Source organism: Amaricoccus solimangrovi (assembly GCF_006385685.1).
In the GTDB taxonomy this organism is placed as follows: Bacteria; Pseudomonadota; Alphaproteobacteria; order Rhodobacterales; family Rhodobacteraceae; genus Amaricoccus; species Amaricoccus solimangrovi.
Genome location: NZ_VFRP01000013.1, coordinates 1 through 21,460 on the forward strand (window position 1 = coordinate 1; position 21,460 = coordinate 21,460).

Below are 21,460 nucleotides of genomic sequence, written 5' to 3' on the forward strand. Positions count from 1 at the left end.
AGACGCAACCCTTGACGCGGGGTGGAGCAGCCCGGTAGCTCGTCAGGCTCATAACCTGAAGGCCGCAGGTTCAAATCCTGCCCCCGCAACCAAGATTTACGCACAAGATCAAACACTTAAGCAAGCCCCGGAGTGACCCTCCGGGGCTTCGTTGCGCTTGCGGTCAAGAAGGGGTCAAGGATTCGGGGGTTTCAGAGACACGGTCAAGCGACGGCGCTCAATCGTCTTCCGTTTCGACCTGAGGCTGAGGACGTTGGAAGTGACCTGCCCCCCGGAAACTCCCTCGCTCTGATGTAGGGTCTGCTCGACCTCGAAGGAGCAGACGAATGAGAAAGAGCCGATTTTCCGAGACGCAGATCATTTCGATGATCAAGGAGCAGGAAGCCGGGATGCCGACGGCCGAGGTGTGCCGAAAGCACGGGCTGAGCCCGAACACGTTCTACAAGTTCAAGTCGAAATACGGCGGCATGAACGCTTCGGACGCGGTGAGGCTGCGGACGTTGGAAGACGAGAACGCGAAGCTGAAGCGGCTCTTGGCGGACGCGATGCTCGACAACACCGTTCTGAAGGATCTTCTAGGAAAGCGCTGACGACGCCGAAAGAGCGACGGGCGGCGGCGCTGAAGGCGATGCGGAACCATGACATCTCGCAACGCCACGCCTGCCGCATCGTCGGTGTCGATCCCAAGACCGTCCGGCGCGACCGTCCGCCGGACAACACGGATGTTCGTGAGGCGATGAGGGAGATCGCCGGAAAGCGGCGTCGGTTCGGTTATCGCCGGTGGCCCACCTCACGTGAAAGCAGACTGTAGCCTTTCGATCGTCCAGAAGGCGGCAACGATGCCGATGGCGTAGCTCGAAACAAGGGTGGCGTATCGCGGTATGGTGTAAAGGCGGTTCAGTGCGGCAAGAGCGGTCAGGACGACGGTAATGAACACCATCTGTCCCGCCTCCACACCGACGTTGAACATCAGGAGGGCCAGCGGAACGTCGCCCTGCGGCAAGCCGAGGTCCTGCAGGGCACCGGCGAAGCCGAAGCCGTGAAGCAGCCCGAAGGCGAACGCAACGACCCAGGGCCATTCGATCGCGATGCTGGTCCTGCCGCGTTCACGCCGGACCGCCTCGACGGCGACGAGCATGATGCTGGCGGCGATCAGCACTTCGACCGGGCCCGGCGGAAGGCGGAAGAGGCCGAAGGTCGCGAGGGCGAGCGTGATCGAATGCGCGACGGTGAAGGCGGTAACGGTCTTCACCAACATCCGCCAGTCGCGGACGATCAGCAGCAGCGCGAGGACGAAGAGCAGGTGGTCGATGCCGGAGAGGATGTGGTCGATCCCCTGCCGCAGGTAGGTCATGGCGATGGCGATGGCGATGGCGAGCGCGCCGCGGTCCGGATCGAGTTCGATCCATGGGCTCGAGGGCCGGACGAGTTCGGTCGCGTAGCCGCCGTCGCCGTCACCGATGCGGACAAGGACGTCGGTGATCGTCGCCTCCAGTCCGACAAACGCGATCCGCTCGCCGGCGAGACCGCCTGGGAGCGCGATCATCTGGCGCTCGACGCGGGAGCCTGGAAGGGCCTGCACGCGCGGCGGAGAGATGGTTTCGGCCGCTTCAGGCAGGGACAGCACGACCGGGAGCGGAGCGCCGGAGAGGACGGGCGTGCGCCAGATCAGCGTGTATTGCTCGGGGCCCGTTGGATCGATCTGCAGGTACGCCGGGCGCACATCGTGGGCGGAGACCTGCCCTGCCCACGACAGCGGGATGAGCAGCGTCAGGACCGCCGCGACGAGGTCGCGCCGGATCATCGTCCCAGCGCCTGCGCGCTTCGACCCATTGTGGCCGCGGGCGCGAGGTCGACGGTGGCGGGATCGGGGATGACGATGGTGTAGCGCAAGAGCATCTCGTCGTAGGCGCGCGCGCGGATCTCGCGGTAGCGCTCGTCGAGCCACGCGGAGCGGACGTCCTCGCGGATCGTTTCGAAGTCGGCGGGGCGTCCGGGCTCCAGAGTGTCGATCCAGACTAGGTGCCAGCCGTAGCCCGAGCGGATCGGCCCTGCCCAACGGCCTTGCGGCTGCGCGAGCAGCTCATCGGAAAAGGCCGGACCGAACTCCTTGGCGATCTCATCAGGGGTGCGGCCGCCGTAGTAGTCGCGGAACATGAAGCGGTCGGCCATGCCCGGGAGCCGCGGGTCGTCGGGGGCGACCGCCGCCAGCGTCGGCAGCGCCTGGGAAGCGGCGATCCGGGCGCCCTCGGGCCCGTGTGCGTCCAGGGAGAAGTAGAGGTGGCGGAAGCTGACGCGGGGCGGCAGGGCGAAGCGGTCCGCGTTCTCGACGTACCAGGCGCGCAGTTCGTCCTCTGACGGCTCGTCGAAGGTGGCGAGATCGGCGAGCAGGAAGTCCATCTTCTGGGCAAGGCGCCGCGCGATGATCTCGTCTTCCTGGTCGAGGCCCAGCGACACCGCCTCACGCACCAGTATTCGCTGGGTCGCTTCCTGCTGGGCGAGTTCGCGCATCTGGTCCGGCGAGGGCAGAGGGCGTCCCTGCGACAGCCAGACCAGTGCCATCCGGCGCAGGTCATCCTCGGTGATCTCGATCCGCACCGGGTCCGGTGGCGGCGCGGCCTGCGGCGAGAAGGCGGTCCAGGCCGCGAAGAGCACGCCGCCCGCGACCAGGAAGTGCGTCAGCGGATCGCGCAGTATGTGCCGCATCCAGCCCAGGGGGGCGCGTTCAGCCATCGGGCAGTTCCAACTTCGATGCGGCAGCCGTATCGGGGCTCCGCTGGACATAGCTCAGCGCCGCGAAGGCCCCGGCTGGGTCGGGTATGGCGCCGGCGTTGAGCAGCGTCACATATTCGGCGGTCGCGCTCCACTCTTCCCAGGCGGCAAGATCCATGGCGACGAAGCCCGCCATGGGCGGCCGGGAGCGGAGGAACCTGCGATACGCCGCCGCCACGTCTCCGCGCGGCACCGCCGCGTCGGCCTCGCCGTGTAGGCGAAGCGCCAGCAGGGCCGCCTCGATCTCGTCGAGGCCCCGTGACCGGTCGAGGAAGTAGCGTTCCTCGATCCGTCCTATCCGCGAAGGGCCGCGCAGCTCTAGATCGGCGGCAAGGAGTGCGGCGAGATCGCTCGCGTCGCGGGACTGCCACGCCCTGTCGAGCCGCCCGTCGAGCCACGCCTCCGCGGCCTCGTCGCCGGTTGCGCCGAGCATGTGGATGTAGGCCGCCCGGTGCGCCGGATGCGCCTCGTTCCGGAGGTGCTGCAGGATCTCCGGGGTCGTCATGGCGCGACCGAGGTCGAGGATCACCGGATAGGGCGCGCGGGCAAGGTCTCCGTGCGCGATGGCCTCAATTTGCGGGTCGTCGCTCCGGAGTTCCTGCACCGCCAGTGCCAGCCGGGCGCGCCACTGCGCCGCCGCATCGTCAGCCTTCCCGTCGGGGGCCGGTGTCAGAGCCACCTTGCGCAGCCACGCAGCGTTGGTCTCCGCGACCTCGCCCAGTGCGCTCCAGCGATGGCCCAAGGCATCGCGCAGGAACAGTTTGGACCGTGCCCCGTCGGAGGGGGCCGCGTCGGCCAGAGCCGCCGGGTCGACAGGCGCCGAGCCCTTGATGTCCGCAACGATGCGCCAGCCATCCGCGCCGTCCGGTACGGCAAGGAGGGCGCGGTCCGCGTTGTCGAGGCGCTCGCCCGGCGAGATCTCGAGGGCCGAGAGGCAGATCGCGCAAGCCAGCGCGGGCCCCGCAGATGCGGCCCCGGCAAGCGCCAGGACCGCGTGTGACAGGAGCAGCCTCCTCACGGCGATGTCGTCGGCGGCTCCGCCGGAACCTGGGCGTCGGTAATCTCGGTGCCGAGGAACACCGGCGGGTCGATGACCTTATAGTTGACGTAGCCGAACTCGTTGCTGCGGGCGAAGTAGTAGGTCGGCTTCGCCTCGGTGCTGCTGGCCGTCGTTGCGCCCGAGGTGCTGCTTGCGCCGCGGCTCGAAGGATCGAGTTTGTAGACGGTATAGCCGTAGTCGCGGTTGCCGAAGTTGGTCACCAGCTTCCCGTCCGCGATCGACCACGCGCTGTTCGCCTCGCCGAGGTAGGAGTGACGCGCGAGGTCGCCGAACTCGGACGGCTGCGGGATGCGCGGATCGACATTCATGATCATGAACAGGCCGTCCTCGGTCCACCGCGTCTTGAAGGAGCCGCCGGTGACGGTGTTCTTCAGCCAGAGGTACTTGGCCGACACGAGGGTCTTGAGTTCGTCGTCGATGAGCGCCACCGCGCCCTTGCCCGTCAGGTCATCCACCGTCATGCCGGCCACTGCCTTGGCGCGCGCGTCGGACGTGGGCGTGTACCAGATCGGCGAGGACCAGGCGCGCTCCTGCACCGTCGCGGCCACCATCTCGGGCGGCGAGATGCCCATCTCCCTGGCCTGGATCGTGGTCCAGCGCGGCGTCGGCACGGCAAGTGCCCGGGCGTAGTAGAACGCATCGAGCGACGGGTCGAAGTCCGGGTCGGTCCAGACCGTGATCAGTTCGGCCGCGCCGGTCGTGTCGTCGTAGGTCGCGCTCGCGATGTCGACGGTCGACTCGATGGCCGGCACCTTGCCGGTGACCGGGTCAGGCTGTCGGTCGCCCCACCAGACCACGTCATGGACCTTCTCGTAGGACTGGCCGTTCACCGACCATCCCTTGACGATCTGGATGCGGTCGAGGTTCGCGGCGGACGGATCCTTGACCGCCCAGACGATGAAGTGCGGCGCGGTTCCGCCCGAGCGTGTCACCGCCGGCGGAGCGGTCAGATCGCCGCCCATCGGGACTCCGCCCGCATAGCCCGCCTCCACCCAGTCGTCGCGGCCCGCGTCGTTGCTCGCGTAGTCCCAGCCTCCGAAGAAGCGGATCTGCATCCGGGGACCGCTGGTGGCGAAGGTCTCCTTGCGCTGCATCGCCTCGAAGAGGCTTGCGCGCGTATTTTCCTCGGCCCAGACGCCGCTCAGGCCGGCAGGGTTCTCGAACCGCACATCGAGCCCGGTGAAGTTGTGGCCGGCCATACGCTCGCGCATGGTGCCGTCGAGTCGGGCGTGGCCGCCGAAGAAGTTCTCTTGCCGGTAGGGCACGCCAGTGTTGTGCGAGTCGGATCCACCGACCACGCCGGTCTTGTAGGGGTTATAGCCCCTTGCCTGCTGCATCGCGATGCCGTCCTTGAGCGCCTGACGGACGTAGCTGCCGCCCAGCGTGACGAACTGCCCCTCCGGGTTGCCGAGCAGGAAGTTCAGGATCTCGAAGTTGGCGAACTCGTCGGTCGGGGACAGCAGCGGATGCGTCTCGGACGCGCCCTTGATCTGCTTGATCTCGGTCAGCCTTTCGTTGCGCTCGCGCGACTCCGCCCATGCCTGGTCGATGGGGCGCCCCTGCATGTCAACCTCGGTCGGAAACATGATCCCGCCCGAAACGTTCGCGTTGTGCGAGATCGCCAGCAGTTCGTTGCCCGCCGCGCGCTGCTGGTCCATCCACGCCCAGAGGTCCGACGGCGTCTCGCTGTCGAGCGCGCTGAACGGTCGGTCCGGAACCTTGGCGCAGTCCTTGAAGTAGATGTTGCGGTGCATGTTCCGGAAGTTGGGCGTGGAGGTCCATTCGTACGAGCAGAAGGCGGTGAACTTGCCGGGCTCGTTCGCCGCGTCGGCGGCCTCGTTGTTCTGCTTCCAGACGGTGTCGGTGATGTCGGGCTTGATCAGGTCCGCGATCGGCTTGCCCTCGATCATGCTGCCGCCAAGCCAGAGGTAGATCTTCTGGATGTCGGCCGGGTCGTGGACCACGAGTTGCGTGGCGACGGGCAGCTTGCTGATCGAGGAACTGGGATCGTTCGCCAGACGCACGACACCGGCGTATTCGGAGTGGTCGGTCACTCCCACCCAGTCGAGCGGCGTGGTGATCTGGATGTCGTAGCCCAGCGGATGCTTGATCGGTTCGCCCTTGGCGTATTTGTAGGCGTCCGCCGGCCCGGTGAGGTGGTTGCCGAAGATGTAGGCGTCGAACGACCAGCTGGTGTGCACGTGCTGCTCGCCAAAGAACGCCTGCCGGCTCGCTGGATCGGCGTCCTGCGCGACGGCCGGGACGGGCAGCATGAACGTCGCGGCTGTCAAAGCCAGAAGCCGGCGCCGCTCTGGGCGGGCCGTAGGTGATCGCGTCATTGGTACCCTCCTCACTCCAGCCTCCGACCGGATTGTCCCGAGAAATACTGCGGGGTCATTTCTTCCCGGCCCCGGCCCCGGCCGCAAGGGCGGAGACCGGGATGTTGACGGTCAGGAACACGCTTCCGCCCTCGGGCCTGTTCCGGACATCGAATTCATAGTAGCCGCGCAAATTCGCGTAGATCGGCACGCCGTTCACGTCGAAGTTGTATCCGATCTGGGGGCCGACGGCGAAGGTCCGGCTCTCGAAGTCGCCGAGCGCCTCCGGCTGCCCCTCGTCGGACGTCAGCTGCACGTAGGCGTAGCCGACGACACCTACGAACAACTTCTCTCTCAGGAAGCGCGACATGCCGACGTCGAGGTGCCAGTCGGTGCCGCTGGTGTACTGGGTGTCGGGGTTCTCAAAGTTGTAGGTCAGCCCCGACGTCGCCGAGAACTCCCACCCGGTCTTGGTGTTCAGGTACGTATAGGCGCCGCCGGCATCGACCGCTACATGGCCAAGTCCGAGGTTGGACAGGCGATCAGGATCGTAGTCGCCCACCGGGATGTTGCCCGTCAGATAGGCCATCCAGTTGTGGACGCCGCGGCTCCAGAAGAGCTGCGCGGTCGGATAGATGTCGCCCCACCCGCTCACCTGGTCGCTCCTCTCGACGGCAAGCCCGTCGAGCCCGACCTCCGTCGACACATCGTTCCAGCCGGGAAAGAACGCCAGCGAAAAGCTGGGACGCGCACCAAGCCAGGTGGCGTTCGGCGTCCAGGTGGGGGCAAAGAACTGGGCGAAGAAGCTGGTGTCGAGATCGAAGCTGAGCTCTCCGCCGCGCTCGATGCCACGGTCGGCGCCTGCGCGGCCCGAATAGTAATAGGTCTGCATCGGCAGCGAGACCCCAGCGTCGGGCGCAATCGCCGCGAAACTCCCGTATTGTCCGGGCAGCCAGAAGCTCGCACCTCCCTCATCGCCCAACGCGACGCCTGACGGAATGGCCAGAATGACAAACGACAGGATTCCGGCCCGAGCCGATCGCGGGGGACCCTTCGCACACCCCGCGCTTCGCAAAAAAGGTGGCCGCGAACTTGAAGGACGCACGAATTTCAACGATCAAGAACCCCACTTTGGTCGTCCGCCAGTCACACGTCGGGGGCCGTGTGTTTGCGGCCGTTTCGCGGGCGGACCACGCCGCTTCGGTTACGCAGGGTAACGCCAATGAATGTCTCCGCCACTCATTTTGCGCCAACTTCGCCGAGTCTGGCCGGTCGCGCGGGGGCCGTCGCACCCCCGATGATCTCGGTCGCCGCGCTGGCCGGTGTGCCTGCGTGGGTTCGCGAGACCTTCGGGGACGGGGTTCTGCGGCACGGGAACCATGCGGCGGCGCTCGACATCGAGCTGATCGAGGATCAGGACTGTTTCATCCCGCAGGCCACGATGACGAGCTTCCTGTACGAGGTCGAGCGCCGAGCCGGTGAGGAGAACCTCGGGCTGCTCCTTACACCTTACCTCACGTTCCAGACCTACGGACACTGGGCCGACTACGTGCTGGCGGCGGAGACCCTGCGGGGCGCTATCGACCGAGCGGTGTCGACCTTGGGATACCATACATCTGGCGATCGGATGGAACTCTCAGTTGTGCGCGGCGCGGCGAGACTCAGCTACTACAACGCCACTCGGGGACGCGCCGGGTATGCTCACGTCGCAGTCGGAACTGCGGGCGTCCTGCTCGACCTCATCCGGTCGTACCTCTCCTCCGATTGGCGGCCGGAGTTACTCACACTCGATATTCTTCGGCCGCGGAAGGCTGCGCCGTTCGAAGACGCATTCCTCTGTCCCATCGCGTTCGAAGCAAACGCCGTGTCAGTCTTCTTTGGTGCCCGCTTCCTCAACCACTCTCGCAGAAGGCACCTACGCACCGGTCATCTAACGCTCGAAGACCTCGCTCGTCAGCGCTTCAACCCGACTAGGCCGTGTGGACGAATTGACTCAGGTATCGCTTTCCGGGTTCCCGCGCTGCGACTTGTCTGATTCATGGAGAGCCGACCTTGGGAGGGTTGGCGATGTCCACGAAGATGAACGAAGCGGATTGGGTGATGGCGGTCGAGGTATTCCGGGCCTGCCTGCCGGCGCGCGGGGCGAAGGCTCGGAACGACCGGCTGTTCCTGGAGGCGCTGCACTTCTTCGCGGTTCACAACATCATCTGGCGGGCACTGCCGGAGCGGTTCGGTCCCTGGAACAGCGTCTGGAAGCGGTTCTCGCGCCTGAGCCAGGCGGGGGTGTTCGAGGCATTCTTCGCCCTGCTCGCCGAATGCAGCCGCACGGCGCATGTCACGCAGATGTTCGACAGCACGGTCGTACGCGCCCACGTCTCGGCGGCCGGCGCCAAAGGGGGGCCGAGACGCAGGGACTGGGGCGCTCGCGGGGCGGATACTCCACGAAAATCCATCTGAAGACCGACTTCGACGGCCATCCGCTCGCCTTCGAGATCACCGGGGGCGAGAAGGCCGACGCGCCGATGTTCGAGACCCTCCTGCGCCTCGGCCCGGACACCGCGCCGCGCGCCGTCGTCGCCGACAAGGGCTATGACAGCCGCGCCAATCGCGCCGCCGCCCGTGCCCTCGGCGCCATCCCGGTGATCCCGGTCAAGGCCAACGCCGCCAACCCGCCGAAGCACTTCGGCCGCGCGCTCTATCGCGGCCGAGCCCGCATCGAGCAGGCCGTCGGGAAGCTGAAGCGCTTCAAGCGCATCGCCCTGCGCTGCGAGAAGACCAGGACAAACTTCTCTTCCTTCGTCGCCCTCGCCATCGGCTTTATCTTGGTTCAATTCGTCCACACGGCCTAGTTTCGAAGACTTCTCGGGGGCGGTCATTGCGCAGGTCTGGGCCCAGGTTCTGGCGGGCGCCACTTCGATTGACGGCGCCGCGCATGCGTTGGACACCAACGTGCGGACGCTGCAGCGGACGCTGAACCGGGAGGGCCTCGATTACCGTGGTCTGGTGAACGTGATCCGGGTTCAGCGCGCTAGGGAACTCCTCGGAGGCACGCAGATGTCGATCACCGACATCTCCAGCCAACTCGGCTACTCGGCACCGGCCAACTTCGCACGCGCGTTCCGTAGGATCACCGGGGTTGCTCCGAGCGACTTCCGCATGTTTTGCCGGCGTTCCCTATGACAACGGGCCGTCACCGATCCGCGCCAACCGGGTCGGCGAGGTGCTGGAAGATGTTCAGTCTCTCGATGCGGCCGCGAATGGTGAAGACGACACGGCGGGGCACAATACAAGCTGTTTCCAAAGCACCGGCGAGAGTTCGATTTCTGATCCGTCGCGCCGAGAGCCGCTGGGATCGAAGTGCTTAGCCAAGCGTCGACAAATTTGGCTATGTCTGAAAAGCGTGTTGTTTCTGGTTTGTTCTGATATCTGAATGGAGTGCGCAGGGCTTGCGCGCAGCGTTTGGATGGAGGAGGGGATGGACTTGGGATCCAACCTTCTCCACCGACGACCACACACCTTCTGCTAACAGGTAGGCAATATGGCCGCCGCTTACCAAGAGCAGAATCAGAAGGCGACTATGATAACAGCGAAGACTCAGCTACCCCGCATTTCTCGCCGGAAGCTTCGTGAAGGTGACGACGGGCGGGATCATGCCGCCGCGCGACGGCGGCGGGGCGATCGGGCACGGCCGCGCGTGGCGCCTCGGGGCGATCAAAGTCGGGGTTGGGTGGTGGTGCTACGGTCTGGGCGGGGCGATTGCGGATCAGCCGCTGCGAGGCCCGCGAGTGCGGCGACGGCGGGATAGGTCGCGGCGTCGGAGCGCAGTGTGGTCAGGCCGCGCAGCTCGGAGCCTATCAGGAAGCCATCGACGCCGCCCGCCGCCGCGCAGAGATGCGCATAGTGCAGGATCATCCGTGCGTAGCCCGCGTCCGCGCCGCCGGCCCAGGCGACGCGCTCGCCCGCGATGTCGCAGTCCACCGGCCGCGCCGCGCCGAAGAAGGCGGCGACCTGGGCTCCGGCCGCCGGGTCTGGTCGACCGACCCAGCGTAGCCCGGTGCCGGCGAGCCGGTGATGCGGCCGCGCCAGGGAAAGGCGGGCTGGCCGGTCGCGCCCGCGTGGTCCAAGTAGGGGTTCGGCAGTGCGTTCCCGGCCGGCACGTCCATCAGCACGAAGGGGTAAAACGTGACGCGGAAGCCCCGGCGCCGCAGCTCCTGGATGGTCTGGATCACCGAGACATTCGAGGGCGTGCCGCCATAGACCGGGTGTCGTCGACGTGGGAAAGACCGCTGACCTCCCAGCTGACGGGCGCGGTGTCCCGCGCGACCTGCTCGACGCCCGGCAGGATCGCGCAATGGCCGGCGCGCAGATCAGGGCCGAACCAGCTCACGACCAGCGACACGCTCCCGACGTTCGGCGCCAAGGCCTCGAGCTGGTCGAGCGAGACCAGCAGGTCCGCGCGGTCTTCGGCGGCGTTGGCGTTGACGGCGCCGCGCTCGGTCCGGACAAGGTCGGTGGCATAGGCGGACTCGCCAGTCGCCGGGATCAGCGTCGCCGCGCGGACCATGCCCTCGGCGGTATCCGGGTTGGCGAGCGGCGCGAAGACCTCGAAGGTGGGCTGCGGCGGCCGGTTGCCGAAATCCCCGAGCAGAAGACGTGGTCGAACTCCCGCGCCGCGAAGAGCGCCTCAAGCACCGCCGCGTCGCCGGTATCGAGCGTCACGCCCTCGGCGTCGAGACACGCCGCGGTCGCCTCGACCTCGGGACCACGAGGCGATGGTCACGAACGGCCCCCCCGCCGTTAGCGCCGCCTCTGACACGCCGAAGCCTATGCCCGGCGAGTCGCCGAGCACGAGGATCGCTTTTCTTCAGGGCGATCCCATCGCTCCATGGTTCGACCCCCATGTAGTCGTCCGGACGGCCAAGTCCCGGTCAGCGTCAGCTCGGGAAGGCCGTTTCGAGTTCGGCGACACGGCGGGCGTCGAGCGGAGCGGCCGGGCGGTCGCCGAGGATAAAGAAGATCTTCGCCGTTTCCTCGAGCTCCTCGTAGGCGTGGATCGCTTGTTCGAGCGAGGCCGCCGAGACGATCGGCCCGTGGTTGGCGAGCAGCATCGCCCGGTGGTTCCGCGCCTGCGCCCGCACCGCTTCCGCGAGTGCGCGATCGCCGGGGCGGTAGTAGTCGATGAGCGGCAGGCGGCCGACCCGCATCGCGTAATAGGCCGTCAGCGGCGGCAGCACGTCCTCCGCGCAGTCGTGGCAGAGGCAGGAGAGGGCCACGGAATAGGTCGAATGCAGATGCACTACGGCGCCGGCCTTCGGACGCTCCTCGTAGACGGCGAGGTGGAAGAACGCCTCCTTCGAGGGCGGATCGCCGTCGAGCAGCTTGCCCGCGGGCGAGACGCGCGAGATCTGGTCGGGACGAAGCATGCCGAGGCAGCTGTTCGTAGGCGTCACCAGCAGCGAGCCGTCGTCTAGGCGCACGGAGAGATTCCCCGCGCTGCCATGGGCGAGGCCGCGCTGGTAGAGCAGGGCGCCGAGCCGGACCAGGTCCGCGCGCAGTTCCGCCTCGCGGCTCATGCCTCGCCCTCCGCGAGGATGCCGAGCGCCTTCTCGAAGAAATCGCGCTGGCCGAAGTTGCCGGATTTGAGCGCGAGGGCGGCGCTGTTCCCGGCGCTGAACAGGACCGGCACGCCGGGAGCGATCTCGGGTCCGATCATCAGCTGGCCAAGGTCGAGCGCCTGGGCGACGGCGCCCGATGTCTCGCCGCCCGCGACGACGAGGCGGCGCCCGCCGCCGCGCACGAAGGCCCGCGCAGTCTCGGCGAAAAGGCCGTCGAGCGCGGCAGCCACCCGTTCCCGCCCGTAGCGGTCCTGCAGGGCCAGCACCTCGTCCGGTGTCGCGGAGGAATAGGTAAGCGGCGCCTCGCCCGCGTGATCCGCGAGGAAGGCGAGCAGGTCATTCACTCCGACCCGGCCGGCCATCACCGCGTCGACCGAGATCGGCAGGACCGGGTGGCGGCGGGCGTGGTACTCGATCTGCCCGCGCGTGGCCCCGGAGCAGCTGCCCGCGAGGATCGCCTCCACGCCAGGCCGGCCCGGAAAATGGCTGCGCCTTGCGCCTTGTGCCGCCCCTTGCGCGATGAAGTTCGCGGCGAGACCGAGCGCGATGCCCGAGCCGCCGGTGAGAAAGGGCGCGCCGGCGCGGGCCGCTCCGATCGCGACCAGATCCGCGTCGGAGATCGCATCGACCACGACAAGCCGCTCCGGCGCTCTCGCAAGCGCCTTCCCGATCGCCGTCGGCCCCTCTCGCACCACGTCATGCGGCACCAGACCGATCGGCGATCTGACCTGCCGCGCGAGCCAGCGGCGGATGTCGGCGTCGGTCATCGGCGTCAGCGGGTGATGCTCCATCCCGGATTCGTTCAGGAGCCGGTCGCCGACGAAGAGATGGCCCTGGTAGAGGGTGCGGCCCGCTCTCGGGAAGGCGGGACAGACGACGACGCCCGAGGCGCCGAGCGCCTCGGCCAGCGCCTCCGCCACCGGCCCGATATTGCCCTCCGGCGTCGAATCGAAGGTCGAGCAGTACTTGAAGACGATCTGGCGGCAGCCCTGCGCGCGGAGCCAGCGCAGCGCTTCGAGCGACTGGACGACCGCCTCGGTCGCCGGGACCGAGCGCGTCTTGAGCGCGACGACGCCGGCCTCGACCTCGGCCCCCGCCGGGCCTGCCGGCACGCCAAGGAACTGCGCGGTCACGAGCCCGCCCTGACCGGGCAGGCCGCGCGCGATCGTGTTCGCGATGTCGCTCGCGCCGGTGAAATCGTCTGCGATGACCCCGAGCAGCATGGTTCAGCCTCCGACCAGTTCGCGCATCCGCGTGACGGCCGCGTCCGGCGCGGTGAGCACCGGGACCCTCACCGTCGCCCGGACGGCCTCGGCCGCGCGCGAGGTGGAGAAATGCGCGAGCATGATCGCATCCGCCCCTGCGAGCTCCGGCGCCGCGGCGGCGACCAGCCGGTTGTGCGCCTCCGCGTCACCGCCGCGCAGCAGGTCGATCGCATCGCGCGCGACCACGGTCGTCAGCTCGGCGCGGGCGCCCGCCTCGGCGGCGAAATCGGCGAATTCGCGCTCCATCGTCGCCACGGCGGGCGCGAAGGTCGCGAGCATGCCGATCCTGGCCCCGGCGCCGATCGCGGCGCGGAACATCGCCTCGTTGGGCTTCAGCACCGGGACGGGCAGTTCCGCCGCCATCCGCTCGATCGCCGGTCCGAAGGCCGAGCAGGTGACGAGGATCCCGTTGGCGCCGATCCTGACCGCGTAGCGCCCGAAATCGACGAAACGCTCGGTCAGTTCCTCGGAGAGTTCCTCGCCCTCGCGGGCGCGGTCGATGCTCAGCGCATCGTCGAGCAGGTTGACCGCCTCGGCCTCGGGCCAGAGCCGGGCCATCGCGGAGCGGACCGGTTCCATCGCAACGGGGGTCGCGTGATAGAGCACGACGCGGGGGGCCGCCTTTGCCATTTCCGCCTCCTCAGGCAGGGGTGCGCGCGAGACGCGGGTCGAGCCCGCCGGCGCGGTAGGCGGCTTCGGAGGCCGCGGACTGGAGGAAATCGAGGAAGCGCTCGGCCTCCTGGGGGTCGGCGGCCTCGGTGAAGATCGCGGCGGAGAAATCGGTCGGCCGCTGGAAGGGCTCGGGGAAGGGGCCGAGGATCTCGACGCCGTCCACCGACATGAGCTCGCTGATCTGCTGCACGGCGAGATCGGCCTCGCCGCTGACAAGCTTCTCGGCGGTGAAGCCCTCCGGGATCGCAACGGCGCGTTCGAGCGCGGCCTCGGCGCCGTTGGACCGCAGGATCTCCGCGAACCACAGCCCGCTCGCGCCCGTGAGCGAATAGGTGACACGCGCCGATGCCATCGCGGCGAGGAAAGCCTCCGGGGTGGAGATGTCGGGCCGGGACGCGCCAGGAAGTGTCGCCACGCCGAAATTCGCCCGTGCGATCGGGACGATGGTTTCGCGCCGCACCACGCCGCGGTCGGCGAGTTCCGCCATCGGCGCGTCGATCAGCACGACCACGTCGGCGCGCGCGCCGGCGCCGATGTCGCGCATCAGGACGGTGGTGGGCGACCATTGGGTCCGGATCTCCCCGCCAGCCGCCTGCCACCGGGGCAGGATGTCGCGCTTGAACGCGCATTCGACGGCGAGGGTGCTCATGAGGCGGAGCGGACGGGTCATGTGTTCCTCCCTGCGCCGGCGCGCCCCTCGTCGCCACGCGGCGCGGTAAGGTCGTTCGGGGCTGCCCGGCGGGCCGCAGTTGGCGCGCCGGCCGGCCGGGGGTCAACGCGGGACGGCGTCATTTCACCAGGTCGAAAATCCCGCCTCGCCGACGGCGCTCCGATATTTCACATCGTGAAATTCCATCGGGCATTCCTGGTATCACTTTGAGCCCCGCCCGGGCTGCGTTACTCTCACTGTCATAAAAAGCCGGGAGGACCAGAATGCAGATCGCCCCGCCGCCCGCCACGGGCGCGCCCATGGCCCGTGTCGTTCAGTACGAGAAGGCCGCGCGCGAGCATACCGAGGAGGCGAGGAGCCGCGGCATCCAGTCGGTGGACCGCGCGCTCTCGATCATCGAGGTGCTGTCGCTCAGCGACGCGCCGCTGATGCTCAAGGACGTCTCGAAGCTGTCCGATCTCAATCTCTCCACCTGCCATCACCTGATCACCACGCTGGTACGGCGGGGCTACGTGATCCATGCCGGCCGCGCCCAGGGCTACGCGCTGAGCTCCAAGTTCGAGATCCTGTCGCGACGGTCGGAGCGCGAGGTCGACCTCGTGACCTTCGTCAAGCCAAGGCTCATCGAACTCAACGAGAATATCCTCGAGGCGGTGCAGATGGCGGTGCTGCGCGGCTCAGCGCTTGTGAGCCATGTCCGGCTTCCGGCTCGGATGCGGGCGTCGGAGAACGTGTTCGACCGGCCGCTGACCCACGCGGCGCACGCGGTCGCGACGGGAAAGGCGATCCTCGCCTGGCTGCCCGAAGGCGAGCTTGGCAGGGTCATGGATGACAACGGCCTGACCGCCTTCACCGAGGCGACGATCACCAGTCGCAAGGCACTGACCGAGGAATTGCGACTGGTCCGGCGCTCCGGCTTCGCGGTCGAGGATGGCGAGTTCCACCCGGATCTGGTCGGCATCGCCGCGGCGGTGCGCGATCTTTCCGGCGCGGTAGTGGGATCGATCGGGGCGACATTCCCGCGCCGCCGCGCGAGCGAGGCGTATCGCGCGCATGTCGCGAAAGCCATTTCGACCTGCGCGAAGGACCTTTCCGGCCGGATGCCGGCGGGCTGCTTCGTCTGATACTTCCGGTGGGATGACAGGGAAGGCCGCGCACCCGCGCGGCCTTTTCCTTTGCGCGGCGCCCGTCGCGCCCGCCTTTCATATCATGAAACCAAGGGTGGGCTCGTTGACCCGGGGGGAGGGCGCCGGCATGCTTTCCGAACAAGGAGCGGAACGAAGAACGAAAGTCACCGCCCGAAGATCAAGAGATGGCAGGCCATCCTGATGAATAATCCCGAAAAGCGGAGGAACATACCCATGGGTATGCCAGACAACGTCACGACCAGTCGCGACTATCCGATCCCCGATACAATGAAGGCCTGGGTCATCGGCGATCCCGGCGAGCTGATCTACGGTGAAAAGCCCATTCCCGCTCCGAAGAAGGCCGAGGTTCTGGTCCGGATCGACGCGGTCGCGATCTGCGCCACCGATCTCGAGATCATTTACCATGGTCCGCCCGCGATGATCGAAGGCGGCGCGCCCTACAACAAGAATTTCACCCCCGGCCATGAATACATGGGGACCGTGGTCGCCCTCGGGCCGGGCGTCGACGAGTTCGCGATCGGCGAGCGCGTGACGGTCGAGATCCACGCCGGCTGCGGCCAGTGCAAGCGCTGCCGCCAGGGCATGTATACCTCCTGCCACAACTACGGGAAGAACTACGGCGACGTGGACAAGGGCCATCGCGCCAACGGCTTCACCACCGATGGCGGCTTCGCGGAATACGCGGTCAACAACATCAACACGCTCGTCCATGTAGATGACTCGATGTCCGACGAGGAGGCGACGCTGGTCGTGACCGCCGGCACCTCGATGTACGGGCTGACCGAGCTCGGCGGGCTCGTCGCGGGCGAGAGCGTGGTGGTGAGCGGTCCGGGACCGATCGGCCTGCTCGGCGCCGCCGTCGCCAAGGCGCTCGGCGCGCAGCCGGTGATCCTGACGGGCACCCGCGACAACCGCCTCGAGATCGGCAAGAAGCTCGGCGCGGATCACGTGATCAACATCCGGAACGAGGATCCGGTCGCCAAGGTGCGCGAGCTCACCGGCGGCAAGGGCGTCGACTACGTCGTCGAATGCTCCGGCGCGCCGAACGCGGTCAACGAGGCGGCGCAGATGCTCAACCGCGGCGGCAAGATCTGCCTCGCCGCCTTCCCGGGTGACCAGGTGCCGATCGACGTCGCCTATCTGGTGCGCAACAACATCTATCTCTACGGCATCCGGGGCGAGGGCAAGACCGCCACGCACCGCGCCGAGGCCTTCATGCGGCAGAAGCGGTTCGATGCGCGCCTGATCCACACGCACACCTTCGACATGGCCGATCTGCCCGAGGCGATCCGCTACGCGAAGGATCGCGTCGAGGATGCGATCAAGGTCGTGGTGCGCAACCGTCGCGCCGAACAGATGATCGCCGCGGCGGAATGAGACTCTCCGGCTCCGGGGCAGACGCTCCGGAGCCGGCACTACCGCTAGAATACGGGCGAAAACGCCCGACGCGACGCGCCAGATCCAGGGAGGACGGCATGGTGCACTATCCGACGACGGCGGGGCTCGCTCCGCCGAAGAAGGGCTTCGTCCGGCGCTGGCTCGGCAAGCTCTACGTGCAGGTGATCATCGGCGTGATCGTCGGAACGGCGATCGGCTTCATGGATCCCGCCTTCGCGGCCCAGCTCAAGCCCCTCGGCGATGTCTTCGTCCGGGCGATCAAGCTTATCGTCACCCCGATCATCTTTCTCACCATCGTGGTCGGCATCGCCGCGATCGGCGACATGCGCAAGGTGGCGACGGTCGGGATCAAGGCGCTGATCTACTTCGAGGTCGCCTCGACCCTCGCGCTGCTGATCGGCCTCGCGGTCGGCAATCTCTGGCCTGTCGGGCGCGGCATCAACGCCAATCCCGCCGACCTCGACGCCGGCGCGGTCGCGGGATACGTCGAGCAGGGTTCGCATCTGACGATCATCGACTTCCTGACCGAGATCATCCCCAAGACCTTCCTCGAACCCTTCGTCACTGGCCAGATCCTGCCCGTGCTCTTCGTCGCCGTGCTGTTCGGCCTCGGTCTCTGCAAGCTTGGCGAGCAGTCGAAGGCGCTGGTGGCGATCCTCGACACCGCCGCCCACGGCCTCTTCGGGATGGTCAACATCATCATGCGCTTCGCGCCCTTCGCGGCGGGCGGTGCGATGGCCTTCACGGTCGGCAAATACGGCTTCTCGACGCTCATCGGTCTCGGTCAGCTGGTCCTCGCCGTCTATGTGGTGAGCATCCTCTTCGTCGTGGTGGTGCTCGGCTTCTTCCTCCGGCTGGCGGGCCTCAGCCTCTGGCGCGTGATCGCCTACTTCAAGGACGAGATCCTGATCGTCTTCGCCGCCACCTCGGCCGAGACGATGATCCCGCGCTCGATGGAGAAGCTCGAGGCGCTCGGGGTGCGCAAGGAGACCGTGGGGCTCGTGATGCCGACCGGTTTCTCGTTCAACATGGACGGGACGGCGATCTACATGACGATGGCGGTGCTCTTCATCGCCCATGCGACCAATACCGAACTCACCATCGCGCATCAGTTCATGATCCTCTTCATCATGCTCTTCACCTCGAAGGGCGCGGCCGGGGTCACGGGTGGCGGCTTCATCGCGCTCGCCGCCACCATGCCCGCGATCGGCGTGCTGCCCGTCGCCGCGCTGTCGCTGCTGATCGGGGTGGACCGCTTCATGGCGGAGATCCGCGCCGCGACCAATCTCACCAGCAACATCATCGCGACGCTGGTGGTCGGGGCCTGGACCGGGAACGTGGACGTGAAGCGCGCCCAGGCGATCATGCGCGGCGAGGCGAAGCCGGAGGATTTCGAAGAATCCCAGCCCCAGCCTGTGCCGCAGCCCGCGCGGCCGAGCTTCGGCCACGATCACCTCGGCCTCGCCACCGGACGCTGACATTCCCGGCGGCCCGAGGCGGGCCGCCAACTTCCCGCCGGAATTCAACTGCTCGGCCGGCCCCGCGCCGGCCTCAAGGAGACCTTTGCCATGAGCTTCGCCTTTTCCGAAGGAAACCCCGTCGAGGACACCTCCCGGCTCGGGAAACCCCCGTTCGACACCGACCGGCTCGACCGGCTGATGGAGGAGGCGGAGCTCGACGCGCTGCTCGTCACCTCCAAGCATTCGATCCAGTACCTGCTCGGCGGTTACCGCTTCTTCTTCTACGACTTCATGGACGCGCATGGGCTCAGCCGCTACCTGCCCTTCTTCGTCTATGTGAAGGGTCGGCCGCTCGACTCGGGCTATGTCGGCGTGCCGATGGAGCGCTACGAGAAGCAGCTCGGCAGCTTCTGGGTCTCGAACCTCAACCTGAAGAACTTCCAGAGCAAGGGCTTCGCCGGCGCCGCGGCCGAGATGCTGAAGGGCCTCAACGGCGGCAAGGGCAAGGTCGGCATCGAGGTCGGCTTCATGCCGATCGACGCCTATCAGGTGCTGGAGGCGGACCTGCCCGACGCGAAGCTGACTGACGCGACCTTCACGCTCGAGATCCTGCGGGCGCTGAAGTCCCCCGCCGAGCTCGACCTGCTGCGCGAGGCGTCCGAGAAGGTGGTCGACTCGATGCTGGCGGTATTCGCGACCCATGGCCCTGGCGTCTCCAAGCGCGCGCTCTTCGAGGCGCTGCGGATGGAAGAGACCAAGCGCGGCATGAAGTTCGAATACGCGCTCACCAACATCGGCACCGCCTTCAACCGCGCGCCCTATGACAAGATCTGGGAGGAGGGCGAGACGCTCGCGCTCGATTCCGGCGGCAACTACAAGGGCTACATCGGCGACCTCTGCCGCATGTGCTTCACCCGCGAGCCGGACCAGGAGCTGGTCGATCTGCTCGGCCAGGTCGAGGAGGTGCAGCAGGCGGCGCGCAAGGGGCTGAGGCCCGGTGTGATCGGTGGCGAGATCTTCGAATGGGCGAACGAGGCCAAGGCCCGCTGCGCGGAGAAGGACCGGATGTTCTTTTCCGCGCATGGGATGGGCATCGTCAGCCATGAGGCGCCCTGGCTGATGCCGAACGCCGTGCCGGTCTATCCCGCCTATCATGCCGACAGGCCGCTCGAATCCGGCATGGTGATCTCGATCGAGACCGAGCTGCACCATACGAAGCGCGGCTTCATCAAGCTCGAGGACACGGTGGCGATCATCGGCAACGGCTGGGAGGCCTATGGCGACGGCGGTCGCGGCTGGAACGTCTGCGGCGCGGCATGAGAGTCCGCGGGACCGCGCGGCCCCTCGGCGGTCCCGCTCACCAGATAACCGGGGAACGGCCATGACCTCCTTTCCGCTCAGCGCCCATATCGGCTATCTCTTCACCGAACGCCCGATGCCCGAGCGGATCGCCGCGGCCGCCGCGGCCGGGTTCGACGCCGTCGAGCATCCGGCGCCCTATGCGATCCCGGCGCCTGAGATGGCGGCGCTGCTTCGGCGGGCACGCCTCACCTACACGCAGTTCGGCCTGCGCTCGGGCGACGCTTCCGCGGGAGAGAAGGGCATCGGGATCTTCCCCGATCGCCGGGAGGAATTCGCGCGTGATCTCGTTGAAGGCCTCGACTATGCCGAGGCGATCGGCGTGAAGCTCGTTCACGCGATGGCGGGGGTCCTGCCCGAGGCGGGCCGCCTGGCCGAGCACTGGGAGTGCTATGTCGAAAATCTGGCGCGCGCGGCGCGCGCGGCGGCGCCCCGGGGGATCACGATCATCGTGGAACCGATGAGCGCCCTGGCCGTGCCCGACTATTTCATCGCCACGCCCGACCGGGCAGCCGAGGCGATCCACGCGGCGGCCGAGCCCAACGTCGGGCTCTTGCTCGACATGTTCCACACCGCCGCCGCCGGGCTCGACGTTGAGGCGACGATCCGCGCCCACGCGCCCCTGATCCGACATGCGCATGTCGCGGATTATCCCGGTCGGCACGAGCCCGGCTCGGCGGGTCTCGATTTCGGACTCATCGCGCGGACGCTGGCGGCGATCGGCTACGGGGGGCGCCTCGGCTGCGAATACGTGCCTGCCGGCCGCACGGAGGACGGCCTCGCCTGGATGAACCGCCACCGCGCGAAATGGGTGAATGATACCAATCCGCATTGATCAGAACCCTTCATCATCGACGTGCCGGACGTCTTCGCCGAGGGGATGCTCTTCGCCGGCACCAAGCTCTACCGGAAGGGCGAGCCGAACCGGGCGATGTGGAACTTCATCCGCCGCAACTCCGGCGCCGCCCAGCAGCTCGTCGCCGACATCGAGGCGCAGGTCGCCTCCGCCCGGCTCGGCGCGAAGCGGTTCGTCGAGCTCATCGAGAAATACGGTGAGGACAAGGTCTTCGGCGCCGCCGGTCAGCTCATGGACTATTCCGAACGGCTGATGCGCGCGCGCATCGCCGAGATCCCGGACGGCGACTACACCGCCGAGGGCTGGCTCGACGACAATGGCCGCGATCGCGACCAGCGGCTCAAGGTCAGGGTCACCGTGCGGGTGCGGGGCGACGGGGGCGAGGTAGACCTGACCGGCTCCGCCGACCAGACGCCGACCGCCTACAACGTGCCCTTCGAGGGCTCGACCAAGGTCGCCGCCTATTGCGCCTTCCGCAAGCTCCTGCTCGACGCCGCCACCTCGGACCTACGCGCGCCTTCCAACGAAGGCTCGTTCCGCCCGGTCAAGGTGACGGCGCCGCTCGACTCGATCTTCAACCCGAAGGCCCCGGCCTCGGCCGAGGCGCGCTTCACCCAGTGCAACCGGATGATCGACCTCATCTTGAAGGCGCTCGCCCCGGTGATGCCCGAGCAGGTGATCGCCGGCTCCTCCGCCTCGATCTCCTTCGCCGCTTATTCCGGCGTGCGGCCCTCGGGTGACTACTGGGTGTTCCTCGAGGTGAACGATGGCGCCTATGGCGGCCGCCCGCGCTCGGACGGGCCGGATTCGATCGACAACCTGGCTCGGCGACACGATGAAGCGCCCCGGGTTTGCCGGAGGCGTTTC

18 protein-coding genes, 1 tRNA gene and 3 pseudogenes are annotated in these 21,460 nt (G+C 67.5%); 12 read left to right on the plus strand and 10 right to left on the minus strand.

Annotated elements, in window-relative coordinates:
* The first annotated feature begins 15 nt into the window (after nucleotides 1-15).
* Together FJM51_RS13490 and FJM51_RS13495 are read left to right on the plus strand one after the other, a co-directional pair.
* Nucleotides 16-92 (plus strand) — tRNA-Met (locus FJM51_RS13490).
* A gap of 234 nt (nucleotides 93-326) precedes the next feature.
* Nucleotides 327-781 (plus strand): annotated as a pseudogene (locus FJM51_RS13495) (transposase); the annotation flags it as partial.
* A 9-nt stretch (nucleotides 782-790) separates the two neighbouring features.
* On the opposite strand, the gene FJM51_RS13500 reads toward FJM51_RS13495, so the two are convergent.
* Genes FJM51_RS13500 through FJM51_RS13520 form a run of 5 tightly spaced genes read right to left on the minus strand, consistent with a single transcriptional unit; the run spans nucleotide 791 to nucleotide 7,132 of the window.
* Nucleotides 791-1,804: a HupE/UreJ family protein gene (locus FJM51_RS13500; RefSeq protein ID WP_140454664.1), complete on the minus strand. Its 1,014-nt coding sequence runs from the start codon at nucleotides 1,802-1,804 to the stop codon at nucleotides 791-793.
* Nucleotides 1,801-2,733, minus strand: coding sequence for a peptidyl-prolyl cis-trans isomerase (locus FJM51_RS13505; protein WP_181164555.1), 933 nt, complete (start codon nucleotides 2,731-2,733; stop codon nucleotides 1,801-1,803). Before FJM51_RS13505 ends, FJM51_RS13500 begins: the two co-directional genes overlap by 4 nt.
* A complete protein-coding gene (locus FJM51_RS13510) occupies nucleotides 2,726-3,790 on the minus strand; it encodes a hypothetical protein (RefSeq protein ID WP_140454666.1) in 1,065 nt (354 codons plus the stop codon). Before FJM51_RS13510 ends, FJM51_RS13505 begins: the two co-directional genes overlap by 8 nt.
* Nucleotides 3,787-6,171: a DUF3604 domain-containing protein gene (locus FJM51_RS13515; RefSeq protein WP_210240284.1), complete on the minus strand. Its 2,385-nt coding sequence runs from the start codon at nucleotides 6,169-6,171 to the stop codon at nucleotides 3,787-3,789. Before FJM51_RS13515 ends, FJM51_RS13510 begins: the two co-directional genes overlap by 4 nt.
* A gap of 55 nt (nucleotides 6,172-6,226) precedes the next feature.
* Nucleotides 6,227-7,132 carry a SphA family protein gene (locus FJM51_RS13520; protein ID WP_140454667.1) on the minus strand — a complete coding sequence of 302 codons (906 nt, stop codon included), beginning with the start codon at nucleotides 7,130-7,132 and terminating at the stop codon, nucleotides 6,227-6,229.
* A gap of 315 nt (nucleotides 7,133-7,447) precedes the next feature.
* On the opposite strand from FJM51_RS13520, the gene FJM51_RS13525 reads away from it, so the two are divergent.
* The 4 genes from FJM51_RS13525 (at nucleotide 7,448) to FJM51_RS13540 (ending at nucleotide 9,330) form a co-directional block, all read left to right on the plus strand.
* Nucleotides 7,448-8,185, plus strand: a complete 738-nt coding sequence (locus FJM51_RS13525; protein ID WP_181164556.1) for an AraC family transcriptional regulator ligand-binding domain-containing protein — start codon at nucleotides 7,448-7,450, stop codon at nucleotides 8,183-8,185.
* A 32-nt stretch (nucleotides 8,186-8,217) separates the two neighbouring features.
* A complete protein-coding gene (locus tag FJM51_RS13530) occupies nucleotides 8,218-8,607 on the plus strand; it encodes a transposase (RefSeq protein ID WP_140454669.1) in 390 nt (129 codons plus the stop codon).
* On the plus strand, nucleotides 8,565-8,999 hold the full coding sequence (locus FJM51_RS23800) for an IS5 family transposase (RefSeq protein ID WP_233713130.1): 435 nt from the start codon (nucleotides 8,565-8,567) through the stop codon (nucleotides 8,997-8,999). Before FJM51_RS13530 ends, FJM51_RS23800 begins: the two co-directional genes overlap by 43 nt.
* 88 nt (nucleotides 9,000-9,087) lie before the next feature.
* On the plus strand, nucleotides 9,088-9,330 hold the full coding sequence (locus tag FJM51_RS13540; protein ID WP_181164557.1) for a helix-turn-helix transcriptional regulator: 243 nt from the start codon (nucleotides 9,088-9,090) through the stop codon (nucleotides 9,328-9,330).
* Nucleotides 9,331-9,918: 588 nt separating this feature from the next.
* Here FJM51_RS13540 and FJM51_RS25555 read toward each other — a convergent pair.
* The 5 genes and pseudogenes from FJM51_RS25555 to FJM51_RS13565 form a co-directional block, all read right to left on the minus strand.
* A pseudogene (locus FJM51_RS25555) lies at nucleotides 9,919-10,831 on the minus strand (baseplate megatron protein TIM-barrel domain-containing protein); the annotation flags it as partial.
* A gap of 253 nt (nucleotides 10,832-11,084) precedes the next feature.
* On the minus strand, nucleotides 11,085-11,723 hold the full coding sequence (gene otnC, locus FJM51_RS13550) for a 3-oxo-tetronate 4-phosphate decarboxylase (protein WP_140454672.1): 639 nt from the start codon (nucleotides 11,721-11,723) through the stop codon (nucleotides 11,085-11,087).
* Nucleotides 11,720-12,988 (minus strand): 3-oxo-tetronate kinase, encoded by a 1,269-nt coding sequence (gene otnK, locus FJM51_RS13555; RefSeq protein WP_140454673.1) that lies wholly within the window; start codon nucleotides 12,986-12,988, stop codon nucleotides 11,720-11,722. The genes otnC and otnK overlap by 4 nt, the downstream gene beginning before the upstream one ends.
* A 3-nt stretch (nucleotides 12,989-12,991) precedes the next feature.
* On the minus strand, nucleotides 12,992-13,660 hold the full coding sequence (locus tag FJM51_RS13560) for an aspartate/glutamate racemase family protein (RefSeq protein WP_140454674.1): 669 nt from the start codon (nucleotides 13,658-13,660) through the stop codon (nucleotides 12,992-12,994).
* A 10-nt stretch (nucleotides 13,661-13,670) separates the two neighbouring features.
* Complete coding sequence (locus tag FJM51_RS13565) at nucleotides 13,671-14,372, minus strand: molybdate ABC transporter substrate-binding protein (protein ID WP_210240285.1); 702 nt, start codon at nucleotides 14,370-14,372, stop codon at nucleotides 13,671-13,673.
* A gap of 263 nt (nucleotides 14,373-14,635) precedes the next feature.
* Here FJM51_RS13565 and FJM51_RS13570 point away from each other — a divergent pair, with 263 nt between their 5' ends.
* The 6 genes and pseudogenes from FJM51_RS13570 to FJM51_RS13595 form a co-directional block, all read left to right on the plus strand.
* Entirely contained in the window at nucleotides 14,636-15,496 is an 861-nt protein-coding gene (locus tag FJM51_RS13570) for an IclR family transcriptional regulator (RefSeq protein ID WP_140454675.1), read from the plus strand.
* 237 nt (nucleotides 15,497-15,733) lie between these two features.
* Nucleotides 15,734-16,897 carry a zinc-dependent alcohol dehydrogenase gene (locus FJM51_RS13575; protein WP_140454676.1) on the plus strand — a complete coding sequence of 388 codons (1,164 nt, stop codon included), beginning with the start codon at nucleotides 15,734-15,736 and terminating at the stop codon, nucleotides 16,895-16,897.
* 98 nt (nucleotides 16,898-16,995) lie between these two features.
* Nucleotides 16,996-18,396 carry a C4-dicarboxylate transporter DctA gene (gene dctA, locus FJM51_RS13580; protein ID WP_140454677.1) on the plus strand — a complete coding sequence of 467 codons (1,401 nt, stop codon included), beginning with the start codon at nucleotides 16,996-16,998 and terminating at the stop codon, nucleotides 18,394-18,396.
* 90 nt (nucleotides 18,397-18,486) lie between these two features.
* Nucleotides 18,487-19,698: a M24 family metallopeptidase gene (locus FJM51_RS13585; protein ID WP_140454678.1), complete on the plus strand. Its 1,212-nt coding sequence runs from the start codon at nucleotides 18,487-18,489 to the stop codon at nucleotides 19,696-19,698.
* A gap of 61 nt (nucleotides 19,699-19,759) precedes the next feature.
* The gene (locus FJM51_RS13590) at nucleotides 19,760-20,572 is read left to right on the plus strand and encodes a hydroxypyruvate isomerase family protein (protein ID WP_140454679.1); all 813 of its coding nucleotides are present in this window, start codon (nucleotides 19,760-19,762) and stop codon (nucleotides 20,570-20,572) included.
* A gap of 21 nt (nucleotides 20,573-20,593) precedes the next feature.
* Nucleotides 20,594-21,397, plus strand: a pseudogene (locus FJM51_RS13595) (hydantoinase B/oxoprolinase family protein); the annotation flags it as partial.
* Between the last annotated feature and the right edge of the window lie 63 nt (nucleotides 21,398-21,460).

Coding starts and splice junctions, on each gene's coding strand:
- otnC (WP_140454672.1), bottom strand. CDS start 11,723: ATGAGCCGCGAGGCGGAACTGCGCGCGGACCTGGTCCGGCTCGGCGCC.
- FJM51_RS13560 (WP_140454674.1), bottom strand. CDS start 13,660: ATGGCAAAGGCGGCCCCCCGCGTCGTGCTCTATCACGCGACCCCCGTT.
- FJM51_RS13525 (WP_181164556.1), top strand. CDS start 7,448: ATGATCTCGGTCGCCGCGCTGGCCGGTGTGCCTGCGTGGGTTCGCGAG.
- FJM51_RS13565 (WP_210240285.1), bottom strand. CDS start 14,372: ATGACCCGTCCGCTCCGCCTCATGAGCACCCTCGCCGTCGAATGCGCG.
- FJM51_RS13585 (WP_140454678.1), top strand. CDS start 18,487: ATGAGCTTCGCCTTTTCCGAAGGAAACCCCGTCGAGGACACCTCCCGG.
- FJM51_RS13515 (WP_210240284.1), bottom strand. CDS start 6,171: ATGACGCGATCACCTACGGCCCGCCCAGAGCGGCGCCGGCTTCTGGCT.
- FJM51_RS13530 (WP_140454669.1), top strand. CDS start 8,218: ATGTCCACGAAGATGAACGAAGCGGATTGGGTGATGGCGGTCGAGGTA.
- otnK (WP_140454673.1), bottom strand. CDS start 12,988: ATGCTGCTCGGGGTCATCGCAGACGATTTCACCGGCGCGAGCGACATC.
- FJM51_RS13505 (WP_181164555.1), bottom strand. CDS start 2,733: ATGGCTGAACGCGCCCCCCTGGGCTGGATGCGGCACATACTGCGCGAT.
- FJM51_RS13575 (WP_140454676.1), top strand. CDS start 15,734: ATGGGTATGCCAGACAACGTCACGACCAGTCGCGACTATCCGATCCCC.
- FJM51_RS13500 (WP_140454664.1), bottom strand. CDS start 1,804: ATGATCCGGCGCGACCTCGTCGCGGCGGTCCTGACGCTGCTCATCCCG.
- dctA (WP_140454677.1), top strand. CDS start 16,996: ATGGTGCACTATCCGACGACGGCGGGGCTCGCTCCGCCGAAGAAGGGC.
- FJM51_RS13570 (WP_140454675.1), top strand. CDS start 14,636: ATGCAGATCGCCCCGCCGCCCGCCACGGGCGCGCCCATGGCCCGTGTC.
- FJM51_RS13590 (WP_140454679.1), top strand. CDS start 19,760: ATGACCTCCTTTCCGCTCAGCGCCCATATCGGCTATCTCTTCACCGAA.